The organism is Streptomyces sp. A3M-1-3, from assembly GCF_024213665.1.
Classification (GTDB): domain Bacteria; phylum Actinomycetota; class Actinomycetes; order Streptomycetales; family Streptomycetaceae; genus Streptomyces.
In genome coordinates this window covers 16,909-36,487 of sequence record NZ_JANAVP010000040.1, presented here as the reverse complement: position 1 = coordinate 36,487, position 19,579 = coordinate 16,909, and the positions used below count along the sequence as shown (strand labels likewise).

18 protein-coding genes and 1 pseudogene are annotated in these 19,579 nt (G+C 69.2%); 17 read left to right on the top strand and 2 right to left on the bottom strand.

All coding sequences use genetic code 11. The features are described from left to right. Positions 1-121 precede the first annotated feature (121 nt). Together NLX86_RS31175 and NLX86_RS34610 are read left to right on the top strand one after the other, a co-directional pair. Positions 122-502: an ATP-binding protein gene (locus tag NLX86_RS31175; protein WP_254375169.1), complete on the top strand. Its 381-nt coding sequence runs from the start codon at positions 122-124 to the stop codon at positions 500-502. Positions 503-570: 68 nt separating this feature from the next. Beyond that, a complete protein-coding gene (locus tag NLX86_RS34610) occupies positions 571-702 on the top strand; it encodes a hypothetical protein (protein WP_302061973.1) in 132 nt (43 codons plus the stop codon). Positions 703-960: 258 nt separating this feature from the next. On the opposite strand, the gene NLX86_RS31170 is transcribed toward NLX86_RS34610, so the two are convergent. Beyond that, positions 961-1,749, bottom strand: a complete 789-nt coding sequence (locus NLX86_RS31170) for a C40 family peptidase (RefSeq protein ID WP_254375168.1) — start codon at positions 1,747-1,749, stop codon at positions 961-963. A 692-nt stretch (positions 1,750-2,441) separates the two neighbouring features. Here NLX86_RS31170 and NLX86_RS31165 point away from each other — a divergent pair. The 15 genes from NLX86_RS31165 (at position 2,442) to nuoN (ending at position 19,067) form a co-directional block, all read left to right on the top strand. Further along, positions 2,442-2,801: an NADH-quinone oxidoreductase subunit A gene (locus NLX86_RS31165; protein ID WP_007490928.1), complete on the top strand. Its 360-nt coding sequence runs from the start codon at positions 2,442-2,444 to the stop codon at positions 2,799-2,801. A 12-nt stretch (positions 2,802-2,813) separates the two neighbouring features. Next, positions 2,814-3,368, top strand: a complete 555-nt coding sequence (locus NLX86_RS31160) for an NADH-quinone oxidoreductase subunit B family protein (protein WP_254375167.1) — start codon at positions 2,814-2,816, stop codon at positions 3,366-3,368. Continuing rightward, a complete protein-coding gene (locus NLX86_RS31155; protein ID WP_254375166.1) occupies positions 3,365-4,078 on the top strand; it encodes an NADH-quinone oxidoreductase subunit C in 714 nt (237 codons plus the stop codon). Before NLX86_RS31160 ends, NLX86_RS31155 begins: the two co-directional genes overlap by 4 nt. Beyond that, positions 4,075-5,397, top strand: coding sequence for an NADH-quinone oxidoreductase subunit D (locus tag NLX86_RS31150; protein ID WP_254375165.1), 1,323 nt, complete (start codon positions 4,075-4,077; stop codon positions 5,395-5,397). The genes NLX86_RS31155 and NLX86_RS31150 overlap by 4 nt, the downstream gene beginning before the upstream one ends. Then, entirely contained in the window at positions 5,394-6,137 is a 744-nt protein-coding gene (gene nuoE / locus NLX86_RS31145) for an NADH-quinone oxidoreductase subunit NuoE (RefSeq protein WP_254375164.1), read from the top strand. The genes NLX86_RS31150 and nuoE overlap by 4 nt, the downstream gene beginning before the upstream one ends. After that, positions 6,137-7,519 (top strand): NADH-quinone oxidoreductase subunit NuoF, encoded by a 1,383-nt coding sequence (nuoF, locus tag NLX86_RS31140; RefSeq protein WP_254375163.1) that lies wholly within the window; start codon positions 6,137-6,139, stop codon positions 7,517-7,519. Before nuoE ends, nuoF begins: the two co-directional genes overlap by 1 nt. An 85-nt stretch (positions 7,520-7,604) precedes the next feature. Continuing rightward, positions 7,605-10,151, top strand: a complete 2,547-nt coding sequence (locus tag NLX86_RS31135) for an NADH-quinone oxidoreductase subunit G (protein WP_254375162.1) — start codon at positions 7,605-7,607, stop codon at positions 10,149-10,151. Then, a complete protein-coding gene (locus tag NLX86_RS31130; RefSeq protein ID WP_254375161.1) occupies positions 10,148-10,669 on the top strand; it encodes a hypothetical protein in 522 nt (173 codons plus the stop codon). Before NLX86_RS31135 ends, NLX86_RS31130 begins: the two co-directional genes overlap by 4 nt. A gap of 59 nt (positions 10,670-10,728) precedes the next feature. Next, a complete protein-coding gene (gene nuoH, locus NLX86_RS31125) occupies positions 10,729-12,039 on the top strand; it encodes an NADH-quinone oxidoreductase subunit NuoH (protein WP_254375194.1) in 1,311 nt (436 codons plus the stop codon). Then, positions 12,014-12,682: an NADH-quinone oxidoreductase subunit NuoI gene (gene nuoI / locus NLX86_RS31120; RefSeq protein ID WP_254375160.1), complete on the top strand. Its 669-nt coding sequence runs from the start codon at positions 12,014-12,016 to the stop codon at positions 12,680-12,682. Before nuoH ends, nuoI begins: the two co-directional genes overlap by 26 nt. After that, on the top strand, positions 12,679-13,539 hold the full coding sequence (locus NLX86_RS31115; protein ID WP_254375159.1) for an NADH-quinone oxidoreductase subunit J: 861 nt from the start codon (positions 12,679-12,681) through the stop codon (positions 13,537-13,539). The genes nuoI and NLX86_RS31115 overlap by 4 nt, the downstream gene beginning before the upstream one ends. After that, positions 13,536-13,835, top strand: a complete 300-nt coding sequence (gene nuoK / locus NLX86_RS31110; RefSeq protein WP_093661653.1) for an NADH-quinone oxidoreductase subunit NuoK — start codon at positions 13,536-13,538, stop codon at positions 13,833-13,835. Before NLX86_RS31115 ends, nuoK begins: the two co-directional genes overlap by 4 nt. 14 nt (positions 13,836-13,849) lie before the next feature. Then, positions 13,850-15,790 (top strand): NADH-quinone oxidoreductase subunit L, encoded by a 1,941-nt coding sequence (nuoL, locus tag NLX86_RS31105; RefSeq protein ID WP_254375158.1) that lies wholly within the window; start codon positions 13,850-13,852, stop codon positions 15,788-15,790. Positions 15,791-15,795: 5 nt separating this feature from the next. Then, positions 15,796-17,409 (top strand): NADH-quinone oxidoreductase subunit M, encoded by a 1,614-nt coding sequence (locus NLX86_RS31100; RefSeq protein ID WP_254375157.1) that lies wholly within the window; start codon positions 15,796-15,798, stop codon positions 17,407-17,409. Continuing rightward, complete coding sequence (nuoN, locus tag NLX86_RS31095; RefSeq protein ID WP_254375156.1) at positions 17,406-19,067, top strand: NADH-quinone oxidoreductase subunit NuoN; 1,662 nt, start codon at positions 17,406-17,408, stop codon at positions 19,065-19,067. Before NLX86_RS31100 ends, nuoN begins: the two co-directional genes overlap by 4 nt. Positions 19,068-19,130: 63 nt before the next feature. Here nuoN and NLX86_RS31090 read toward each other — a convergent pair. Next, positions 19,131-19,535 (bottom strand): annotated as a pseudogene (locus NLX86_RS31090) (serine hydrolase); the annotation flags it as partial. Positions 19,536-19,579 lie beyond the last annotated feature (44 nt).

The following is a 19,579-nucleotide window of genomic DNA, read 5'->3' as shown; positions in this document are numbered from 1 at the left end:
CGGGTGCGGCCATCGCCACGCATGGCGCGACGCGAGCACTACCGCGTTGGGAGACGAGGACATGACGACAAGCGCCTTAGCACCTTCCGCAGCACCGCCCGAGCAGGGCGCGAATTACCGAGTGACCACACCGAACGCCGCGACCGCGTCGAAGATCGCCCGCGACTTCGTGACGTCCGTACTGCGCACCGCCGAGCACCCGCAGCTCGTCGACGCCGCGACCCTGTGCACGTCGGAGGTGGTGACGAATGCCCACCTCCACACGGGTACGGAACGCATCGTGATCGAGGTGTCCGTCGGCCGCGACTACGTGATCGTCCGAGTGCGCGACGACTGCACGCCGCCGAACCCCGTTCCTGCCGACTGCTACTCGCGCGAGGGCCACGGGCGCGGCCTGCGGCTCGTTGGCGCCTATGCCGACGAGTGGGGGTCGAGCGAGACCGGGGCGCGATCAAAAACGGTTTGGTTCAAGCTCGTCGAGAACGGGAGAGGTGCGGCGTGAACCGCGAGAGGAACGTCGGAGCCGTTTTCCGTCCTGCGGCGGCCGTCAACGAGCCGCGATTCGTGTGATTGGTCGCCAGCAATCACACGCCCATTTGTGAGATTCCGGAGGCTGCCGCCCGGTCGCTCGTCTTCGACCTCGGCGAACTGCTCGGTCTCTTCGTCTGCGACCGAGGCGCGGTGAGCGAGGCGGCCGAATGATCCTCACCCCTGACCGCGTGCTGCTCGGTCTCGTGATCCTGTTCGTGACCGTCGGCGTGAGCCCTGTCGGCATCGGCCTGCGAAGCGTCGAGCTGCTCGCCTACAGAGCGCCCCTTGTTCGTCGCCTAACTCGGGACTACCAAGGTGGCCCCGAAGGCCTGAGGTGGGCCGTGCAGCCCCGGACGGCCGAACAACGGCGAAGGGGCCGCAGCTCCACCCCGAGCGGGGGAGCTGCGGCCCTTCGCGGTGTGCGCGCGGTCAGAGGACGCGGACCGCGCCGCTCGCCGGGTAGCCCGACAGGTCCTGGATCACGACGCCCTTGCCGGGGTTGGCGGCGTCGAGGTACTGGCCGCCGCCGATGTAGACACCGGTGTGGTACGCGGAGCCCGCGCCGCCCCAGTAGAGGATGTCCCCGACCTGGAGGTTGTCCAGCGAGACCGGGGTGCCGGCCACCGACTGGTCCTGCGAGACGCGCGGGAGGTCGACGCCGACCTGCCGGTACGCGGCCTGGACGAGGCTCGAGCAGTCCCAGGCGTTGGGTCCCGTGGCGCCGAGGACGTACGCGTCGCCGAGCTGCGCCTTGAGGAAGGCGATGACGGTCCCGACGGAGCCGCTCGGGTTCGAGGAGCCGCTGGAGGCCGCGCTGAGCGTCGTACGGGCGGAGGAACGCGAGGCGCGCTCCGCGGCCTTCTCCTTCGCGGCTTCCTCGGCCTTGCGCTTGGCCTCGGCCTTGCGCTCCGCCTCGTCCTTGGACTTCTTGGCGGCCGCCTCGGCAGTGGTGCGGGCGGTCTCCTCCTGGGCCTGCAGCTCGTAGCCGAGCGCGGCCTGCTGGGTGGCGTCCGCGGACTTGGCGACGGCGGAGGACAGCCCGGAGGTCAGGGTGGGCATCTCGATGGTCTCGGTCACCGGCTCGGCATTCGCCGGCCCGGCAGCACCGGCCACCGCGATGGTGCTGAGGACGCCACCGGCAACTCCGGCTCGGAGCGCGAGCTTCGACGCGCTGCGGCGGGGCTTCCGGTGGCTGGGTATGTGAGCGGTGTGGGACATGAGGACAACGGCTATCAGGGGTTTGCGGTTCCCTTCAAGAAACGTGGGTTGCGCCACAGTTGCCCTCGGAAGGCGCGAATCGGACGCGCTCCGGGCCTTATTGACGCCGTAACGGACGAATCGGACTGGCCATGACAGGGCTGTGATCAAGGGTTATCCGCAATACGCCCGAATTGCCTGGCGCTTACCATCCGTTCACACCGTTGGCCAAGCCCGCTTTTACCGGAGCGAAACAGGTGTGGTGCAGGTCACAGAATAATCACGAAGGAGGGGGGCTCCCGGCTCGTGCGCGCATGCCGGCGTCCACTTCGGTCCCGGCGGCTTCCCCCGACCGTGCGACCCGGCTGCTTTATCACCCGATTCCGTCCATTGCCAATTTGCTCGCAGGGGTCACCGCTTGGTAAGCCGCACGCCTGCCACCAGGGGTAACGCGCCCGGATGTCACAACTGGTAATCAGATGAGTGCTTCACGTATGAAGATCACCGCTCATCCGGCTTCATGATCGTTCGACTGGTGGTGGAGATCACAAAGCCCTTGTTCCACCCCGTGTCGCAGATCACAGACCGACAGGCATAGGATGCGCAGCAAGTCGGGCTTGTGAACTGCCTCACATGAGAGCGATCTTCGTGGGGCGGGGCACCCCGTCCGGCAGCGGTCCAACGGTCAAGGACGACTGGAAGGAGCGAGGAGCGTGAATGCTTACGCACCCATCCTCGTGCTCGGCGCCCTCGGGGCAGGGTTTGCGATCTTCTCCGTGGTCATGGCCACGCTTATCGGCCCAAAGAGGTACAACCGGGCGAAGCTTGAGGCATACGAGTGCGGTATCGAACCCACTCCCACGCCGGCCGGAGGCGGCCGCTTCCCGATCAAGTACTACCTGACGGCGATGCTCTTCATCATTTTCGACATCGAGATCGTCTTCCTCTATCCCTGGGCCGTCACCTTCGACGCCCTGGGGCTTTTCGGGCTCGTGGAGATGTTGCTCTTCGTGCTCACCGTCTTCGTTGCCTACGCGTACGTATGGCGGCGCGGCGGCCTGGAATGGGACTGAGGGGCCTTACCAATGGGACTCGAAGAGAAGCTGCCGAGCGGCTTTCTGCTGACCACCGTCGAGCAGGCCGCGGGCTGGGTGCGCAAATCCTCCGTCTTCCCCGCGACCTTCGGCCTCGCGTGCTGCGCCATCGAGATGATGACCACGGGCGCCGGCCGCTACGACCTGGCCCGCTTCGGCATGGAGGTCTTCCGGGGCTCTCCGCGCCAGGCGGACCTGATGATCGTGGCCGGGCGGGTCAGTCAGAAGATGGCGCCGGTACTGCGGCAGGTCTATGACCAGATGCCCGACCCCAAGTGGGTTATCTCCATGGGGGTTTGCGCCTCATCGGGCGGGATGTTCAACAATTACGCCATTGTGCAGGGTGTTGATCACATTGTTCCTGTCGATATCTATTTGCCCGGCTGCCCGCCCCGCCCCGAGATGCTGCTGGACGCCATCCTCAAGCTCCATCACAAGATCCAGAACTCCAAGCTCGGGGTGAACCAGGAAGAAGCCGCCCGCGAGGCGGAGGAAGCGGCCCTCAAGGCGCTCCCCACCATTGAGATGAAGGGGCTGCTGCGGTGAGTGACGAGCAGCGGAACGGAAACAACGTTCCTGCCCAGCGGGACGACACCGGTGAGGTCATCGGCGTACGCAGGGGCATGTTCGGCGCCGGGGACGGCGGCGACACCTCCGGCTACGGAGGACTGGTCCGGACCGTGACCCTGCCGGGGGCCACGGCGCGCCCCTACGGCGGGTGGTTCGACGAGGTCGCCGACGAGCTCGAAGGCGCCCTCGAGGAGCAGGGGCTCGTCCCGGAGAACGCCATCGAGAAGACCGTCGTCGACCGCGGCGAGCTGACCTTCCACATCGCGCGGGAGCACCTGCTCCAGGTGGCGCGGACCCTGCGCGACGACCCTGCCCTGCGCTTCGAGCTCTGTACGGGCGTCTCCGGCGTCCACTACCTCGAGGACAAGGGCCGCGAGCTGCACGCGGTCTACCACCTGCGCTCGATCACCCACGGCCGGCTGATCCGGCTGGAGGCCGGCGCACCCGACGCGGACCGGCACATCCCGTCCCTCGTCGAGGTCTATCCGACCAACGACTGGCACGAGCGGGAGACGTACGACTTCTTCGGCATCGTCTTCGACGGGCACCCGGCCCTCACCCGGATCATGATGCCGGACGACTGGCAGGGCTTCCCGCAGCGCAAGGACTATCCGCTCGGCGGCATCCCCGTCGAGTACAAGGGCGCCCAGATCCCGGCTCCGGACCAGCGGAGGTCGTACTCGTGACCACTCCCCACGCAACCCCTAGGGCCACCACCGAGGGCACCGTCTACACCGTCACCGGCGGCGACTGGGACGAGGTCGTCCAGTCCGCGGCCAGGGCCGACGACGAGCGCATCGTCGTCAACATGGGACCGCAGCACCCGTCCACGCACGGCGTGCTCCGGCTCATCCTGGAGATCGAGGGCGAGACGGTCACCGAGGCCCGCTGCGGCATCGGCTACCTGCACACCGGCATCGAGAAGAACCTCGAGTACCGGAACTGGGTGCAGGGCACCACGTTCGTCACGCGCATGGATTACCTGACTCCGTTCTTCAACGAGACGGCGTACTGCCTCGGTGTCGAGAAGCTGCTCGGCATCGAGGACCAGATCCCCGACCGGGCGACGGTCCTCCGGGTCCTGCTGATGGAGCTCAACCGGATCTCGTCCCACCTGGTGTGCATCGCCACCGGCGGGATGGAGCTGGGCGCGACGACGATCATGATCTACGGCTTCCGTGATCGTGAACTCATTCTCGACATCTACGAACTGATCACCGGGCTCCGGATGAACCACGCCTACATCCGGCCCGGCGGACTCGCCTCGGACCTGCCGCCGGGCGCGGTCGACCAGATCCGCGAGTTCGTGAAGACCATGAAGAAGAACCTGCCGGAGTACGACAAGCTCGCCACCGGCAACCCGATCTTCAAGGCGCGTATGCAGGACGTCGGCTATCTCGACCTGGCCGGCTGTATGGCGCTCGGCGCCACCGGCCCGATCCTGCGCTCGGCCGGCCTGCCGCACGACCTGCGCAAGACCGACCCCTACTGCGGATACGAGACGTACGACTTCGACGTCCCGACCGCCGAGACCTGCGACTCCTACGGCCGCTTCCTGATCCGGCTCGAAGAGATGCGGCAGTCGCTGCGGATCGTCGAGCAGTGCCTGGACCGGCTGGAGCCCGGACCGGTGATGGTCGCCGACAAGAAGATCGCCTGGCCCGCGCAGCTCGCGCTCGGCCCGGACGGGCTCGGCAACTCGCTCGACCACATCAAGAAGATCATGGGCACCTCCATGGAGGCCCTGATCCACCACTTCAAGCTGGTGACCGAGGGCTTCCGGGTACCGGCCGGGCAGGCGTACCAGGCCGTCGAGTCGCCCAGGGGCGAACTGGGCGTCCATGTCGTCTCCGACGGCGGCACCCGCCCCTACCGGGTCCATTTCCGGGACCCGTCCTTCACCAATCTGCAGGCCATGGCGGCGATGTGCGAGGGCGGCATGTTCGCCGACGTCATCGTCGCCGTCGCGTCCATCGACCCCGTGATGGGAGGCGTCGACCGGTGACTGCCACACCAGCAAATCAAGAGGTGCTCGTGGGGATGCCGCAGCTCCCCGCCCCCGACTACCCGGCCGACGTACGCGCCCGGCTCGAAGCGGACGCGAAGGAGCTGATCGCCCGCTACCCCGACAGCCGGTCCGCCCTGCTGCCGCTGCTGCACCTCGTGCAGGCGGAGGAGGGGTACGTCACCCGCACCGGCGTCCGCTTCTGCGCCGAGGTGCTGGGCCTGACCACCGCCGAGGTCACCGCCGTCTCCACCTTCTACTCGATGTACCGCCGCAAGCCCTCCGGCGACTACCAGGTGGGCGTCTGCACCAACACGCTGTGCGCGGTGATGGGCGGCGACGCCATCTTCGACGAGCTCAAGGACCACCTTGGCGTCGGCAACAGCGAGACCACCGACGACGGCAAGGTCACGCTGGAGCACATCGAGTGCAACGCGGCCTGCGACTTCGCCCCCGTGGTGATGGTCAACTGGGAGTTCTTCGACAACCAGACCCCTCAGTCCGCGAAGCAGCTCGTCGACGACCTGCGGGCCGGACGGCAGGTTTCCCCCACCCGCGGGGCGCCCCTGTGCACGTACAAGGAGACCGCCCGCATCCTGGCCGGCTTCCCCGACGAGCGCCCCGGCGCAGTCGAGGCGTCCGGCGGCGCGGGTCCCGCCTCGCTGGCGGGCCTGCGGCTCGCCAAGGGCGAGGCACTGCCGCGTGTGGTGCACCCGCGCGACGCCGAGGAGGGGGAGTGATGACCATGTCCACCGAATACGGCGGCACCTCCCAGCCGGAGGCCGGCGGCGAGACGAGCCCCGAGAAGCTGCTCGTACCCGTCCTGTCAGCCTTCTGGGACGCGCCGGACAGCTGGACCCTGGAGACGTACAAGCGCCACGACGGGTACGAAGGGCTGAAGAAGGCCCTCGCGATGTCACCCGACGACCTGATCGCCTACGTCAAGGACTCCGGTCTGCGCGGACGTGGCGGCGCGGGCTTCCCCACCGGAATGAAGTGGCAGTTCATCCCGCAGGGCGACGGAAAGCCGCACTACCTCGTCGTCAACGCCGACGAGTCGGAACCGGGCACCTGCAAGGACATCCCCCTTCTCTTCGCCAATCCGCACTCCCTCATCGAGGGAATCGTGATCGCCTGCTACGCGATCCGCTCGCAGCACGCGTTCATCTACCTGCGCGGCGAGGTCGTCCCGGTCCTGCGCAGGCTGCACGAGGCGGTCCGCGAGGCATACGAAGCGGGCTACCTCGGCACCAACATCCTGGGCAGCGGACTCGACCTCGAACTCACCGTGCACGCGGGCGCGGGCGCGTACATCTGCGGTGAAGAGACCGCGCTGCTCGACTCGCTCGAAGGCCGTCGCGGACAGCCCCGGCTGCGTCCCCCCTTCCCTGCCGTCGCGGGTCTGTACGCGTGCCCCACTGTGGTGAACAACGTCGAGTCGATCGCGTCCGTTCCCGCGATCCTCAGCCGGGGCAAGGACTGGTTCAAGTCGATGGGCAGCGAGAAGTCCCCGGGCTTCACGCTCTACTCGCTGAGCGGCCATGTCGCCAACCCCGGCCAGTACGAGGCCCCGCTCGGCATCACCCTGCGCCAGCTGCTCGACATGAGCGGCGGTATCCGGCCGGGCCACCGGCTGAAGTTCTGGACCCCGGGCGGCTCCTCGACCCCCATGTTCACCGACGAGCACCTCGACGTGCCGCTGGACTACGAGGGCGTGGGCGCCGCCGGGTCGATGCTCGGCACCAAGGCGCTGCAGTGCTTCGACGAGACCACCTGCGTCGTACGGGCCGTCACCCGGTGGACCGAGTTCTACGCCCACGAGTCCTGCGGCAAGTGCACACCCTGCCGCGAAGGCACGTACTGGCTGGTCCAGTTGCTCCGCGACATCGAGGCCGGCAAGGGCCAGATGTCCGACCTCGACAAGCTGAACGACATCGCCGACAACATCAACGGCAAGTCCTTCTGCGCCCTCGGCGACGGCGCCGCCTCGCCGATCTTCTCCTCGCTCAAGTTCTTCCGCGAGGAGTACGAGCAGCACATCACAGGCCGGGGCTGCCCCTTCGACCCAGCGAAATCCACTGCGTGGGCAGACGGGAAAAACCCGCAGGAGGTGACCGCATGACGCTCGTGACCTACGGCGGCTTCGCCGCCGGGCGCCGCGCGGGCGACGCGCCGCGCTCAAACACCGCTCACCTGGAGGTGGACGCATGACCGTGCTGCATTCTTCAGGCGGTTCCGCCGCGGGCGCCGCAGCCTCCGGAGGAGCAAGCGCGGCAGTCCCGCCCGAGGACCTCGTCTCGCTGACGATCGACGGCATCGAGATCAGCGTCCCCAAGGGCACGCTGGTCATCCGCGCCGCCGAGCAGCTCGGCATCGAGATCCCGCGCTTCTGCGACCACCCGCTCCTCGACCCGGTCGGCGCCTGCCGGCAGTGCATCGTCGAGGTCGAGGGCCAGCGCAAGCCGATGGCGTCCTGCACCATCACCTGCACCGACGGCATGGTGGTGAAGTCCCAGCTCACCTCGCCGGTGGCGGAGAAGGCCCAGCGCGGTGTGATGGAGCTGCTGCTCATCAACCACCCGCTGGACTGCCCGGTCTGCGACAAGGGCGGCGAGTGCCCGCTGCAGAACCAGGCGATGTCGCACGGCGACGCGGAGTCCCGCTTCGAGGGCCGGAAGCGGACGTACGAGAAGCCCGTGGCCATCTCCACGCAGGTGCTGCTCGACCGCGAGCGGTGCGTGCTGTGCGCGCGCTGCACGCGGTTCTCCAACCAGGTCGCCGGCGACCCGATGATCGAGCTGCTCGAGCGCGGTGCGCTCCAGCAGGTCGGCACCGGCGAGGGCGACCCCTTCCAGTCGTACTTCTCCGGCAACACCATCCAGATCTGCCCGGTGGGCGCGCTGACGTCGGCGGCGTACCGGTTCCGCTCCCGCCCCTTCGACCTGGTGTCGTCGCCGAGCGTCTGCGAGCACTGCGCGGGCGGCTGCGCGACCCGCACCGACCACCGGCGGGGCAAGGTCATGCGGCGGCTGGCTGCCGACGACCCCGAGGTCAACGAGGAGTGGATCTGCGACAAGGGCCGCTTCGCGTTCCGTTACGCGCAGCGTCCCGACCGGCTCAGCACCCCGCTCGTACGCAACGCGGATGGCGACCTGGAGCCGGCGAGCTGGCCCGAGGCGCTGGAGGCGGCCGCGCGCGGTCTCTCCGCCGCCCGCGGTCGCGCGGGTGTGCTGGCGGGCGGCCGGCTCACCGTCGAGGACGCCTACGCGTACGCCAAGTTCGCGAGGGTCGCCCTGGACACCAACGACATCGACTTCCGGGCCCGCGTCCACAGCAGCGAGGAGGCCGACTTCCTGGCCTCGCGCGTCGCCGGACGCGGATGGGACCTTGGGGGTACCTCCCACGCCGAAGGCAGTGGGGGAGGCACGGGTGTCACGTACACCTCGCTGGAAAAGGCCCCGGCCGTCCTGCTCGCCGGATTCGAGTCCGAGGAGGAGGCGCCCGGCGTCTTCCTGCGGCTGCGCAAGGCCCAGCGCAAGTACGGCCAACGGACGTTCGCCCTGGCCACGTATGTCACGCGCGGTCTGCAGAAGGCGGGCGGCACGCTGCTTCCCGCCGCGCCCGGCACCGAGACCGAGTGGCTCGACGCACTCGCCGGCAACACCGCCGACGACGAGGCCGGGCAGCAGGCCGCGCAGGCGCTGCGCGCGGCCGGGTCGGTCATCGTCGTCGGCGAGCGGCTGGCCGCCGTCCCCGGCGCGCTGACCGCCGCCGTACGGGCCGCGACCGCGACCGGCGCCGAGCTGGTCTGGATCCCGCGCCGGGCGGGCGAGCGCGGGGCGGTGGAGGCGGGCGCGATCCCGTCGCTGCTGCCCGGCGGCCGCCCGGCCACCGACCCGCGGGCCCGCGAGGAGGTCGCCGCCGCCTGGCGCGTCGCGGAACTCCCGCACCGGTACGGCCGCGACACCGGCCAGATCCTGGAGGCCGCGGCCACCGGCGAACTGGGCGCACTGCTCGTCGCGGGTGTCGAGGTCGCGGACCTGCCGGACCCGGCGCGGGCGCTCGAGGCCCTCGACGCGGTCGGGTTCCTGGTCTCCCTGGAACTGCGGCCGAGCGAGGTCACCGAGCGGGCGGACGTGGTCCTCCCGGTCGCCGCGGTCGCCGAGAAGGCCGGCTCGTACCTCAACTGGGAGGGCAGGCTGCGGCCGTTCGAGGCCGCACTCAAGCCCGACCAGATGACACGCCCGCCGGCCCCGTCGGACGCCCGGGTGCTGCACATGCTCGCGGACGCGCTCGACGTGAGCTTCGCGCTGCCGGACGTCAGGGCCGTACACGCCGAACTGGACCGCCTCGGCCACTGGACCGGCGAGCACGCCGGCGACCCGTCCGAGTCGGCCCGCCCGCTGCCCCGCCCGGCCGAGGGCGAGGCCGTCCTCGCGGGCCACCGCCTCCTCCTCGATCAGGGCCGTCTGCAGGACGGCGACGAGGCGCTGGCCGGCACCCGCCACGCGGCCGTGGCCCGGCTCTCCGCCGCCACCGCGGCCGAGACGGGCGTCAAGGACGGCGACCTGCTCGCGGTGACCGGCCCGTCGGGCACAGTCCAACTGCCCCTCCAGGTCACCCCGATGCCGGACCGGGTGGTGTGGCTGCCGCTCAACTCGACCGGCCACGGAGTGCCCGCCGATACCGGAGCGCACCCGGGCGCCCTGGTCCGCATCGGCGCGGCCGCGAACGCACCGGAGGTGCAGTCGTGAGCAGCTACCCGCTCAGCCAGCTCCGCTCCCGCAGGCGAGGCGCGGCGACCGCCGCGGCTCCGGCCGGGCGCGTCGTGCACGCACCGGAGGTGCGCCGGCGGTCGCGCCACGATCGCAGGGGAGGTGCGGTCGTGACCGTCCTCACCGCGCGCTGCGCGGCGAGCCTGCCGCGCGAGGGCACCGCCCGGCGGGAGCTCTGCTCCCGCACCCACGTGTCGCTGCGCGCCGAGGCGCAGTGGGCGTCCGCCGCCGGCTCCGCCCCGGAGACCGTTGCACCGGCGACGGCGGCCCCGGCGGCCGCTGTCCCGGCGCCGGCAGCCGCAGCCCCGGCGACCGCGGCCGCTGCACCGGGGGCGGCTGCACCCGCGGCCGCGTCCGCCGCCGCAGCCCCGTCCGCCGCCGCAGGCGCGATCGCGGCCGCGCCGCGCCGCGCGCCGGGCCTGGGGCGCAGCCCCAGTGGAACCGTCGTCCGGCCGGGTACCACCCTGGCCGTCCCCGCAACGGAGGTGCCGGCGTGAGCGCCCTCGCCCATATCGCGGAAGCCCAGCGGAGCGTCCTCGCGGCCGAGGATCTCTCCATGTTCGGCCGCGACCCCTGGTGGCTCGTTGTCATCAAGGCCGTCTTCTGCTTCGCCTTCCTGATGATCACCGTTCTCTTCTCCATCGTCTGGGAGCGCAAGGTCGTCGCCTGGATGCAGCTGCGCATCGGGCCGAACCGGCACGGTCCCTGGGGCATGCTCCAGTCGCTCGCCGACGGCATCAAGCTGATGCTCAAGGAAGACGTGATCGTCAAGCGCGCGGACAAGGTCGTCTACGTCCTCGCCCCGATCGTCGCCGCCATCCCGGCCTTCATGGCTATCGCCGTGATCCCGTTCGGCCCGGCCGGCAACGAGGTCTCGATCTTCGGCCACCGGACGACGATGCAGCTCACCGACCTGCCGATCGCGATGCTCTACATCCTCGCGGTCGCCTCCGTCGGCATCTACGGCATCGTCCTCGCCGGCTGGTCGTCCGGATCGACGTACCCGCTGCTCGGCGGCCTCCGCTCCTGCGCCCAGATGATCAGTTACGAGATCGCGATGGGCGCGGCCTTCGCCTCCGTCTTCCTCTACTCCGGGTCGATGTCGACGTCGGCGATCGTCGAGGCGCAGGCGGACCGCTGGTTCATCATCCTGCTGCCGGTCTCCTTCATCATCTACGTCGTCACGATGGTGGGCGAGACCAACCGCGCCCCCTTCGACATGCCGGAGTCCGAGGGCGACCTGGTCGGCGGCTTCAACACCGAGTACAGCTCGATCAAGTTCGCGATGTTCATGCTGGCCGAGTACGTCAACATGGTCACCGTCTCCGCGGTCTCGGCCACCCTCTTCCTGGGCGGCTGGCGGGCCCCCTACCCGATCAGCACCTTCTGGGAGGGCGCGAACCACGGCTGGTGGCCGATGCTCTGGTTCGTCATCAAGGTCCAGCTGCTGCTGTTCTTCTTCATCTGGCTGCGCGGCACGCTCCCCCGCGTCCGCTACGACCAGCTGATGAAGCTGGGCTGGAAGGTCCTGATCCCGGTCTCGGTGGTCTGGCTGATGCTGGTCGCGACCGTGCGGGCGCTGCGCAACGAGAACTACGACTTCCAGCAGATCGTGCTGTACGTCGGAGGCGCGGTCGTCGCGGTCCTGCTGCTCTCCTTCGTCGCGGACATCTTCCGCGACAAGAGGGAGAAGGAAGCGGCGCCCGTCGAGGACGAGGCGCCCTTCGACCCCATGGCGGGCGGCTATCCCGTACCGCCGAAGCCCGGCCAGACCCTGCCGCCCGTACCCCGTCGAAGGTCTCGGCAGGAACGTCAGCTGGTCGGTACGGCCGAGACAACCAATGGTGAGGAGGCCGACGGTGCCTAGTGAGTCCTCCCGGGAGGAAACCCCCCGGACCCCCTTCCAGAACCCTGTCGCCGGCTTCGGCGTGACCTTCAAGGCCATGTTCAAGAAGCGGCTGACCGAGCAGTACCCGGAGCAGCAGAAGACCACGGCGCCGCGGTTCCACGGGCGGCACCAGCTCAATCGGCATCCGGACGGACTCGAGAAGTGCATCGGGTGCGAGCTGTGCGCCTGGGCCTGTCCCGCCGACGCGATCTACGTCGAGGGCGCGGACAACACCGAGGAGGAGCGCTACTCCCCGGGCGAGCGGTACGGCCGCGTCTACCAGATCAACTACGCCCGCTGCATCCTGTGCGGGCTGTGCATCGAGGCGTGCCCCACCCGGGCGCTGACGATGACCAACGAGTTCGAACTGGCCGACAGCAGCCGCGAGGCCCTCATCTACACGAAGGAGCAGCTGCTCGCCGGGCTGGAGGAGGGCATGGTCGAGACACCGCACTCGATCTTCCCCGGCACGGACGAGCAGGACTACTACCGGGGCCTGGTGACGGAGGCCGCGCCCGGCACCGTCCGCCAGGTCGCCGTGTCGAAGGGGGAGACCCCGCAGGAAGGGGCTTCGGACTTCGGTGAGAACGAGCCGGCGTCGGAGAAGGTGATCGGACGATGAGCGCCTTCGCCGCCGCGGCTACCACCGCCGCGGCCTCCACCACCTCCACGGGTGAGGCCGTCCAGTTCTGGGTGCTGGGCACGGTCGCCGTGATCGGCGCGCTTGGCACGATCCTGATGAAGAAGGCCGTGCACAGCGCGCTGAGCCTCGCCGGGACCATGATCGTCCTGGCGGTCTTCTACCTCGCCAACGGGGCGTACTTCCTGGGCGTCGTCCAGATCATCGTCTACACCGGCGCGATCATGATGCTCTTCCTGTTCGTCGTGATGCTGGTCGGTGTGACGGCGGCGGACTCCCTGAAGGAGACACTGAAGGGCCAGCGCTGGCTGGCCGCCGCCTGCGGGCTCGGCTTCGGCATCCTGCTGATCGCCGGCCTCGGCAACGCGTCACTGACGACCTTCAACGGGCTCGGCCGGGTCAACTCCGCAGGAAACGTCGAGGGCCTGGCCGCCCTCCTCTTCACCAAGTACGTCTTCGCCTTCGAGATCACCGGCGCGCTGCTGATCACCGCGGCGGTCGGCGCGATGCTGCTGACCCACCGCGAGCGCACCGAGCGCGCCGCGACCCAGCGCGAGCTGGCCGAGAAGCGCGTACGGACCGGAAAGCAGCTCCCGCCGCTGCCCGCGCCCGGCGTTTATGCCCGGCACAACGCGGTGGACATCGCCGGCCTGCTGCCGGACGGCACCCCGGCGGAGCTCACCGTCAACCAGACGCTGCGCGCCCGCGGCCAGATCCGCGATGTGTCCATCGAGGCGATCGCCGATCTCAAGGCGCTGGAGCAGAAGTCGGCGGACCGGCTCGGCCGGGACCGTGACGGCGACCGCAACGGCGGCCGCGAAGAGGAGGTCACCAAGTGAACCCGGTCAACTACCTCTATCTCGCCGCGCTGCTGTTCACCATCGGTGCGGCCGGGGTCCTGATCAGGCGGAACGCGATCGTCGTCTTCATGTGCATCGAGCTGATGCTCAACGCCTGCAACCTCGCGCTCGTCGCCTTCTCCCGGATGCACGGCAACCTCGACGGTCAGATCATCGCGTTCTTCACGATGGTCGTCGCCGCCGCGGAGGTCGTGGTCGGTCTGGCGATCATCGTGTCGCTCTTCCGTTCCCGCCACTCGGCCTCGGTCGACGACGCCAGCCTGATGAAGTTGTAAGGGGTCGCTGAAAAGTGGAGAACCTGATTGCGCTGCTTGTCGCAGCGCCACTGCTCGGAGCGGCGGTACTGCTGTGCGGCGGGCGGCGTCTCGACCGTACGGGGCACTGGCTCGGCACCCTGCTCGCGGCCGCGTCGTTCGTGATCGGCGCGGTGCTCTTCAGCACCATGCTGGGATACGAGACCGAAGCCCGGACCATGCGCCAGCATCTGTTCAGCTGGATTCCGGTCGAGGGCTTCCAGGCGGACGTCGCCTTCCAGCTCGACCAGCTGTCGATGACCTTCGTGCTGCTGATCACCGGTGTGGGCTCGCTGATCCACATCTACTCGATCGGCTACATGGCGCGCGACGAGCGCCGCCGCCGCTTCTTCGGCTATCTGAACCTGTTCCTCGCGGCGATGCTGCTGCTCGTCGTCGCCGACAACTACCTGCTGCTGTACGTCGGGTGGGAGGGCGTCGGTCTGGCGTCGTACCTGCTCATCGGCTTCTGGCAGCACAAGCCCAGCGCCGCCACCGCGGCCAAGAAGGCCTTCCTGGTCAACCGGGTCGGCGACATGGGCCTGTCGATCGCGATCATGTTGATGTTCACCACCTTCGGGACCTTCGCCTTCGGGCCGGTGCTCTCGTCGACGGGTGAGACGTCGGAGGGCATGCTCACCGCGATCGGCCTGCTGCTGCTGCTCGCCGCCTGCGGCAAGTCGGCCCAGGTGCCGCTGCAGTCCTGGCTCGGGGACGCGATGGAGGGCCCGACTCCGGTGTCGGCCCTCATCCACGCCGCGACGATGGTGACTGCGGGCGTGTACCTGATCACCCGGTCCGGCGCGATCTTCAACGCCTCGCCCGACGCGCAGTTGGCCGTCGTCGTGGTCGGCGCGGTCACGCTCCTCTTCGGTGCGATCGTCGGTTGCGCGAAGGACGACATCAAGAAGGCTCTGGCCGGTTCGACGATGTCGCAGATCGGCTACATGATCCTGGCCGCCGGCCTCGGTCCGATCGGCTACGTCTTCGCGATCATGCACCTGGTCACGCACGGCTTCTTCAAGGCCGGGCTCTTCCTCGGCGCCGGATCGGTCATGCACGGCATGAACGACGAGGTCGACATGCGGAAGTACGGCGGCCTGCGCAAGTACATGCCGATTACGTTCGTGACGTTCGGCCTCGGCTACCTCGCGATCATCGGCTTCCCGGGCCTGTCCGGCTTCTGGTCCAAGGACAAGATCATCGAGGCGGCCTTCGCCAAGGGCGGTACGGAGGGCTGGATCCTCGGCGCCGTCACGCTGCTGGGCGCGGCCATCACCGCGTACTACATGACCCGCGTGATGATCCTTACCTTCTTCGGTGAGAAGCGCTGGCAGCCGGCCCCCGACCCGGAGACGACCGCGGGGGTCGAGCCCGGCATCGAGGCGAAGCCCGGCGACATGCCGCATCCGCACGAGTCGCCGAGGTCGATGACCATCCCGATGATCGTCCTCGCCTTCGGTTCCGTGTTCGCCGGCGGGCTCTTCAGCCTGAATGAGGCGTTCGTGAACTGGCTCAAGCCCGTCACGGACTTCGACCACGGCCACCCGCCGATCGGCGCTGCCGCCATCACGAGCGCCACGGTCGCGGTGATGGTCATCGGCGTCGGGCTCGCGTACCTCCAGTACGGGCGCAGGCCCGTCCCGGTGGTCGCCCCGCGCGGCTCGCTGCTCACCCGCGCCGCCCGGCGCGATCTGCTCCAGGACGACTTCAACCACATCGTCCTGGTCCGCGGCGGCGAACACCTCACCCGCTCGCTGGTGTACGTCGACCACTCCCTGGTCGACGGAGTCGTCAACGGAACGGCCGCCACGGTCGGCGGGGCCTCGGGCCGGCTGCGCAAGCTGCAGAACGGCTACGCCCGCAGTTACGCGGTCACGATGTTCGGCGGTACGGCGATCATCATCGCCGCGACCCTGCTGATGAGGGCGGTCTGATCGATATGTCTGTAGTAGCAAACGCAGGCTTTCCTCTGCTGACGGCAACGGCCGTGCTCCCGGCGGTCGGCGCGATCGCCACCGCCGCGGTGCCGGCCGCCCGCCGCACCGCCGCCAAGTGGCTGGCGCTGCTGGTCTCGCTCGCGACGCTGGTCCTGGCCGCGATCGTGCTCGTACGCTTCGAGCCCGGCGGCGACCGCTACCAGCTGACCGAATCGCACGCCTGGATCGCGGACTTCGGGGTGCGGTACGAGCTCGGCGTCGACGGCATCGCGGTCGCGCTGATCGCGCTCACCGCGCTGCTGATCCCCTTCGTCATCCTGGCCGGCTGGCACGACGCCGATCCGCTCGCTGTGTCCAATAGCGGCTCCGCCGCGGGCAAGTCGTCGCGCTGGCGGCCGACTCAGGGCTTCTTCGCGCTGATCCTGCTGGTCGAGGCGATGGTGATCATCTCCTTCGAGGCCACCGACGTCTTCGTCTTCTACATCTTCTTCGAAGCCATGCTCATCCCGATGTACTTCCTCATCGGCGGCTTCGGGGACCGTGCCCACGCGGGCGACGAGGGGACGGCGGCGGCCCAGCGTTCGTACGCCGCCGTCAAGTTCCTCCTCTACAACCTGGCCGGCGGGCTGATCATGCTGGCCGCCGTCATCGGGCTGTACGTCGTCGCCGGGAACTTCTCCCTCCAGGAGATCGCTGCGGCCCGGGCGAGCGGCCAGCTCGACATGGCGACCAACACCGAACGGCTGCTCTTCCTCGGCTTCTTCTTCGCCTTCGCGGTGAAGGCGCCGCTGTGGCCGCTGCACACCTGGCTGCCCAACGCCATGGGCGAGGCCACCGCACCTGTCGCCGTACTGATCACGGCAGTCGTCGACAAGGTCGGCACCTTCGCGATGCTCCGCTTCTGCCTCCAGCTCTTCCCGGAGGCCAGCAAGTGGGCGACGCCGGTGATCCTGGTCCTCGCGCTGATCAGCATCATCTACGGGGCGCTGCTCGCGGTCGGCCAGCGGGACATCAAGCGGCTGATCGCCTACGCCTCGATCTCGCACTTCGGCTTCATCATCCTGGGCATCTTCGCGATGACGTCCCAGGGCCAGTCGGGCGCGACGCTCTACATGGTCAACCACGGGATCTCGACCGCCGCGCTGATGCTGGTGGCCGGCTTCCTGATCTCGCGGCGCGGCTCGCGGCTCATCGCCGACTACGGCGGGGTGCAGAAGGTGGCGCCGGTCCTCGCCGGCACGTTCCTGGTCGGCGGGCTCGCGACGCTGTCGCTGCCGGGGCTCGCGCCCTTCGTCAGTGAGTTCCTGGTACTGGTCGGCACGTTCGCCCGCTACCCGGTCATCGGGATCATCGCCACCCTCGGCATCGTGCTGGCCGCGCTCTACACCCTCGTCCTCTACCAGCGGACGATGACCGGACCGGTGAAACCGGGGCTGGAGAAACTGCCCGACCTCCGGCTCCGTGAGCTGGTGGTGATCACCCCGCTGATCGCGCTGCTGATCTTCCTGGGCGTCTTCCCGAAGCCGCTGACGGAGATCGTCAACCCGGCGGTGGAGCACACCATGTCCGACGTACAGCAGAAGGACCCCAAGCCAGAGGTGGAGGCGGCCCCGTGAGCGCATCAGCTGTCCACAGCCTGTGGACGACGGCGACGGCCGCCGCCGTCGACCCGATCGAGAAGATCCCGACCCCCCAGATCGAGTACGCGCAGCTCGCCCCGACGCTGATCGTCGTCGGCGCCGCGGTCATCGGCGTACTCGTCGAGGCCGTCGTACCGCGCAAGGCCCGGTACTACGTCCAGGTGTTCCTGACGGTCGTCGCCCTCGCCGCGGCCTTCGCGGCGGTCGTCGGGCTCGCCGCCGGTGGCTACGGCACGTCGAAGGCGCAGATCGCGGCCATGGGAGCGATCGCCGTCGACGGCCCGGCGCTCTTCCTCCAGGGCACCATCCTGCTGGCCTCGATCGTCGCGGTGTTCACCTTCGCGGAGCGCCGGCTCGACCCGGTCGCGCACGGCAACCGCGTCGACTCCTTCGCCGCGCAGGCCGCGTCCGTACCCGGCAGCGACAGCGAAAAGGCGGCGGTCAAGGCGGGGTTCACCACCACCGAGGTGTTCCCGCTCGCCCTCTTCGCCATCGGCGGGATGCTGGTCTTCCCCGCGGCGAACGACCTGCTGACCCTGTTCATCGCGCTGGAGGTCTTCTCCCTCCCGCTCTACCTCCTGTGCGCCGTCGCCCGCCGCCAGCGGCTGATGTCGCAGGAGGCCGCGGTGAAGTACTTCCTGCTCGGCGCGTTCTCCTCCGCGTTCCTGCTCTTCGGGATCGCGCTGCTGTACGGCTACGCGGGCTCCGTCTCGTACGGCCGTATCGCCGACGTCGTCGACGGCAACCTGACCCAGATCGACCCGGCGCTCGCCGGCACCATGGGCAACGACGCGCTGCTGCTCATCGGCGGCGCGATGATCCTGACCGGCCTGCTCTTCAAGGTCGGCGCGGTGCCGTTCCACATGTGGACCCCGGACGTCTACCAGGGCGCCCCGACCCCGGTCACCGGCTTCATGGCGGCGGCCACCAAGGTCGCGGCCTTCGGGGCGCTGCTCCGCCTGCTGTACGTCGTACTGCCCGGCCTGCGCTGGGACTGGCGGCCGGTGATGTGGGGCGTCGCGATCGTCACGATGCTCGCGGGCGCGGTCATCGCGGTCACCCAGACCGATGTGAAGCGGCTGCTGGCCTACTCGTCCATCGCGCACGCCGGATTCATCCTGGCCGGTGTCATCGCCACCACGCCGGACGGAATCTCGTCGGTCCTCTTCTACCTGGCCGCGTACTCCTTCGTGACGATCGGCGCGTTCGCGGTCGTCACGCTGGTACGGGACGCGGGCGGCGAGGCGACGCACCTGTCCAAGTGGGCGGGCCTGGGCCGCCGTTCGCCGCTGGTCGCGGCGGTCTTCGCGGTGTTCCTGCTGGCCTTCGCCGGTATCCCGCTCACCTCCGGCTTCTCCGGCAAGTTCGCGGTGTTCAAGGCCGCGGCGGAGGGCGGTGCGGGGGTGCTGGTGGTGGTCGGTGTGATCTCGTCCGCGATCGCCGCGTTCTTCTACATCCGGGTGATCGTGCTGATGTTCTTCAGCGAGCCGAAGGCGGACGGCCCGACGGTGGCCGTCCCGTCCCCGCTGACGATGTCGGCGATCGGGATCGGCGTGGCGGTCACGCTGGTCCTGGGCGTGGCCCCGCAGTACTTCCTGGACCTGGCGAGCCAGGCGGGAGTGTTTGTGCGGTAGCGCCTCTCCGCGGTACGCGACCGGGTCCGGCTCCCTCGGGGGGAGCCGGGCCCGTCGGCGTGATCAGGAGGTGGGCCGGGGCGTCGGCCGGGTCACCGGGACCGGCAGGTTGAACACGTGCTCGGGGGTCACGATGCGGGTGATCGCCTGGCCGAAGAGGGTGCTGGGCTCTGTCTGGCCGTGCAGGATGTCCGTGTTGAGGAGCACGGCCAACGTCGCCCGGGATTCGGGGAGATAGATGGTCAGGGCCTCGTAGCCGGGCAGGGAGCCGTTGTGGCCGATCCAGCCCTGGACGTTGAAGATGCCGAGCCCGTAGCCGGCGCCCGGAATCGTCGTCGGGCGGGTCTTGAGGCGCTGTGCCTGCGTCTTTGGGGTCAGCAGGGTGCCGGTGGCGAGCGTACGGGCCCAACTGCGCAGGTCCGGCAGGTCGGAGATCATCGCCCCGGCCGCCCAGCCCCAGGAGGGGTGGGGAACTGCTCTGGATTGAGTCAACTCTAGTGTGCATTGGGGCC

What these genes read in the sequence shown, in the direction of transcription:
- NLX86_RS31170 (WP_254375168.1), bottom strand. Translation starts at nt 1,749, where the DNA reads ATGTCCCACACCGCTCACATACCCAGCCACCGGAAGCCCCGCCGCAGC.
- NLX86_RS31160 (WP_254375167.1), top strand. Translation starts at nt 2,814, where the DNA reads ATGGGACTCGAAGAGAAGCTGCCGAGCGGCTTTCTGCTGACCACCGTC.
- nuoF (WP_254375163.1), top strand. Translation starts at nt 6,137, where the DNA reads ATGACCATGTCCACCGAATACGGCGGCACCTCCCAGCCGGAGGCCGGC.
- NLX86_RS31135 (WP_254375162.1), top strand. Translation starts at nt 7,605, where the DNA reads ATGACCGTGCTGCATTCTTCAGGCGGTTCCGCCGCGGGCGCCGCAGCC.
- nuoH (WP_254375194.1), top strand. Translation starts at nt 10,729, where the DNA reads ATGTTCGGCCGCGACCCCTGGTGGCTCGTTGTCATCAAGGCCGTCTTC.
- nuoI (WP_254375160.1), top strand. Translation starts at nt 12,014, where the DNA reads ATGGTGAGGAGGCCGACGGTGCCTAGTGAGTCCTCCCGGGAGGAAACC.
- NLX86_RS31115 (WP_254375159.1), top strand. Translation starts at nt 12,679, where the DNA reads ATGAGCGCCTTCGCCGCCGCGGCTACCACCGCCGCGGCCTCCACCACC.
- NLX86_RS31100 (WP_254375157.1), top strand. Translation starts at nt 15,796, where the DNA reads ATGTCTGTAGTAGCAAACGCAGGCTTTCCTCTGCTGACGGCAACGGCC.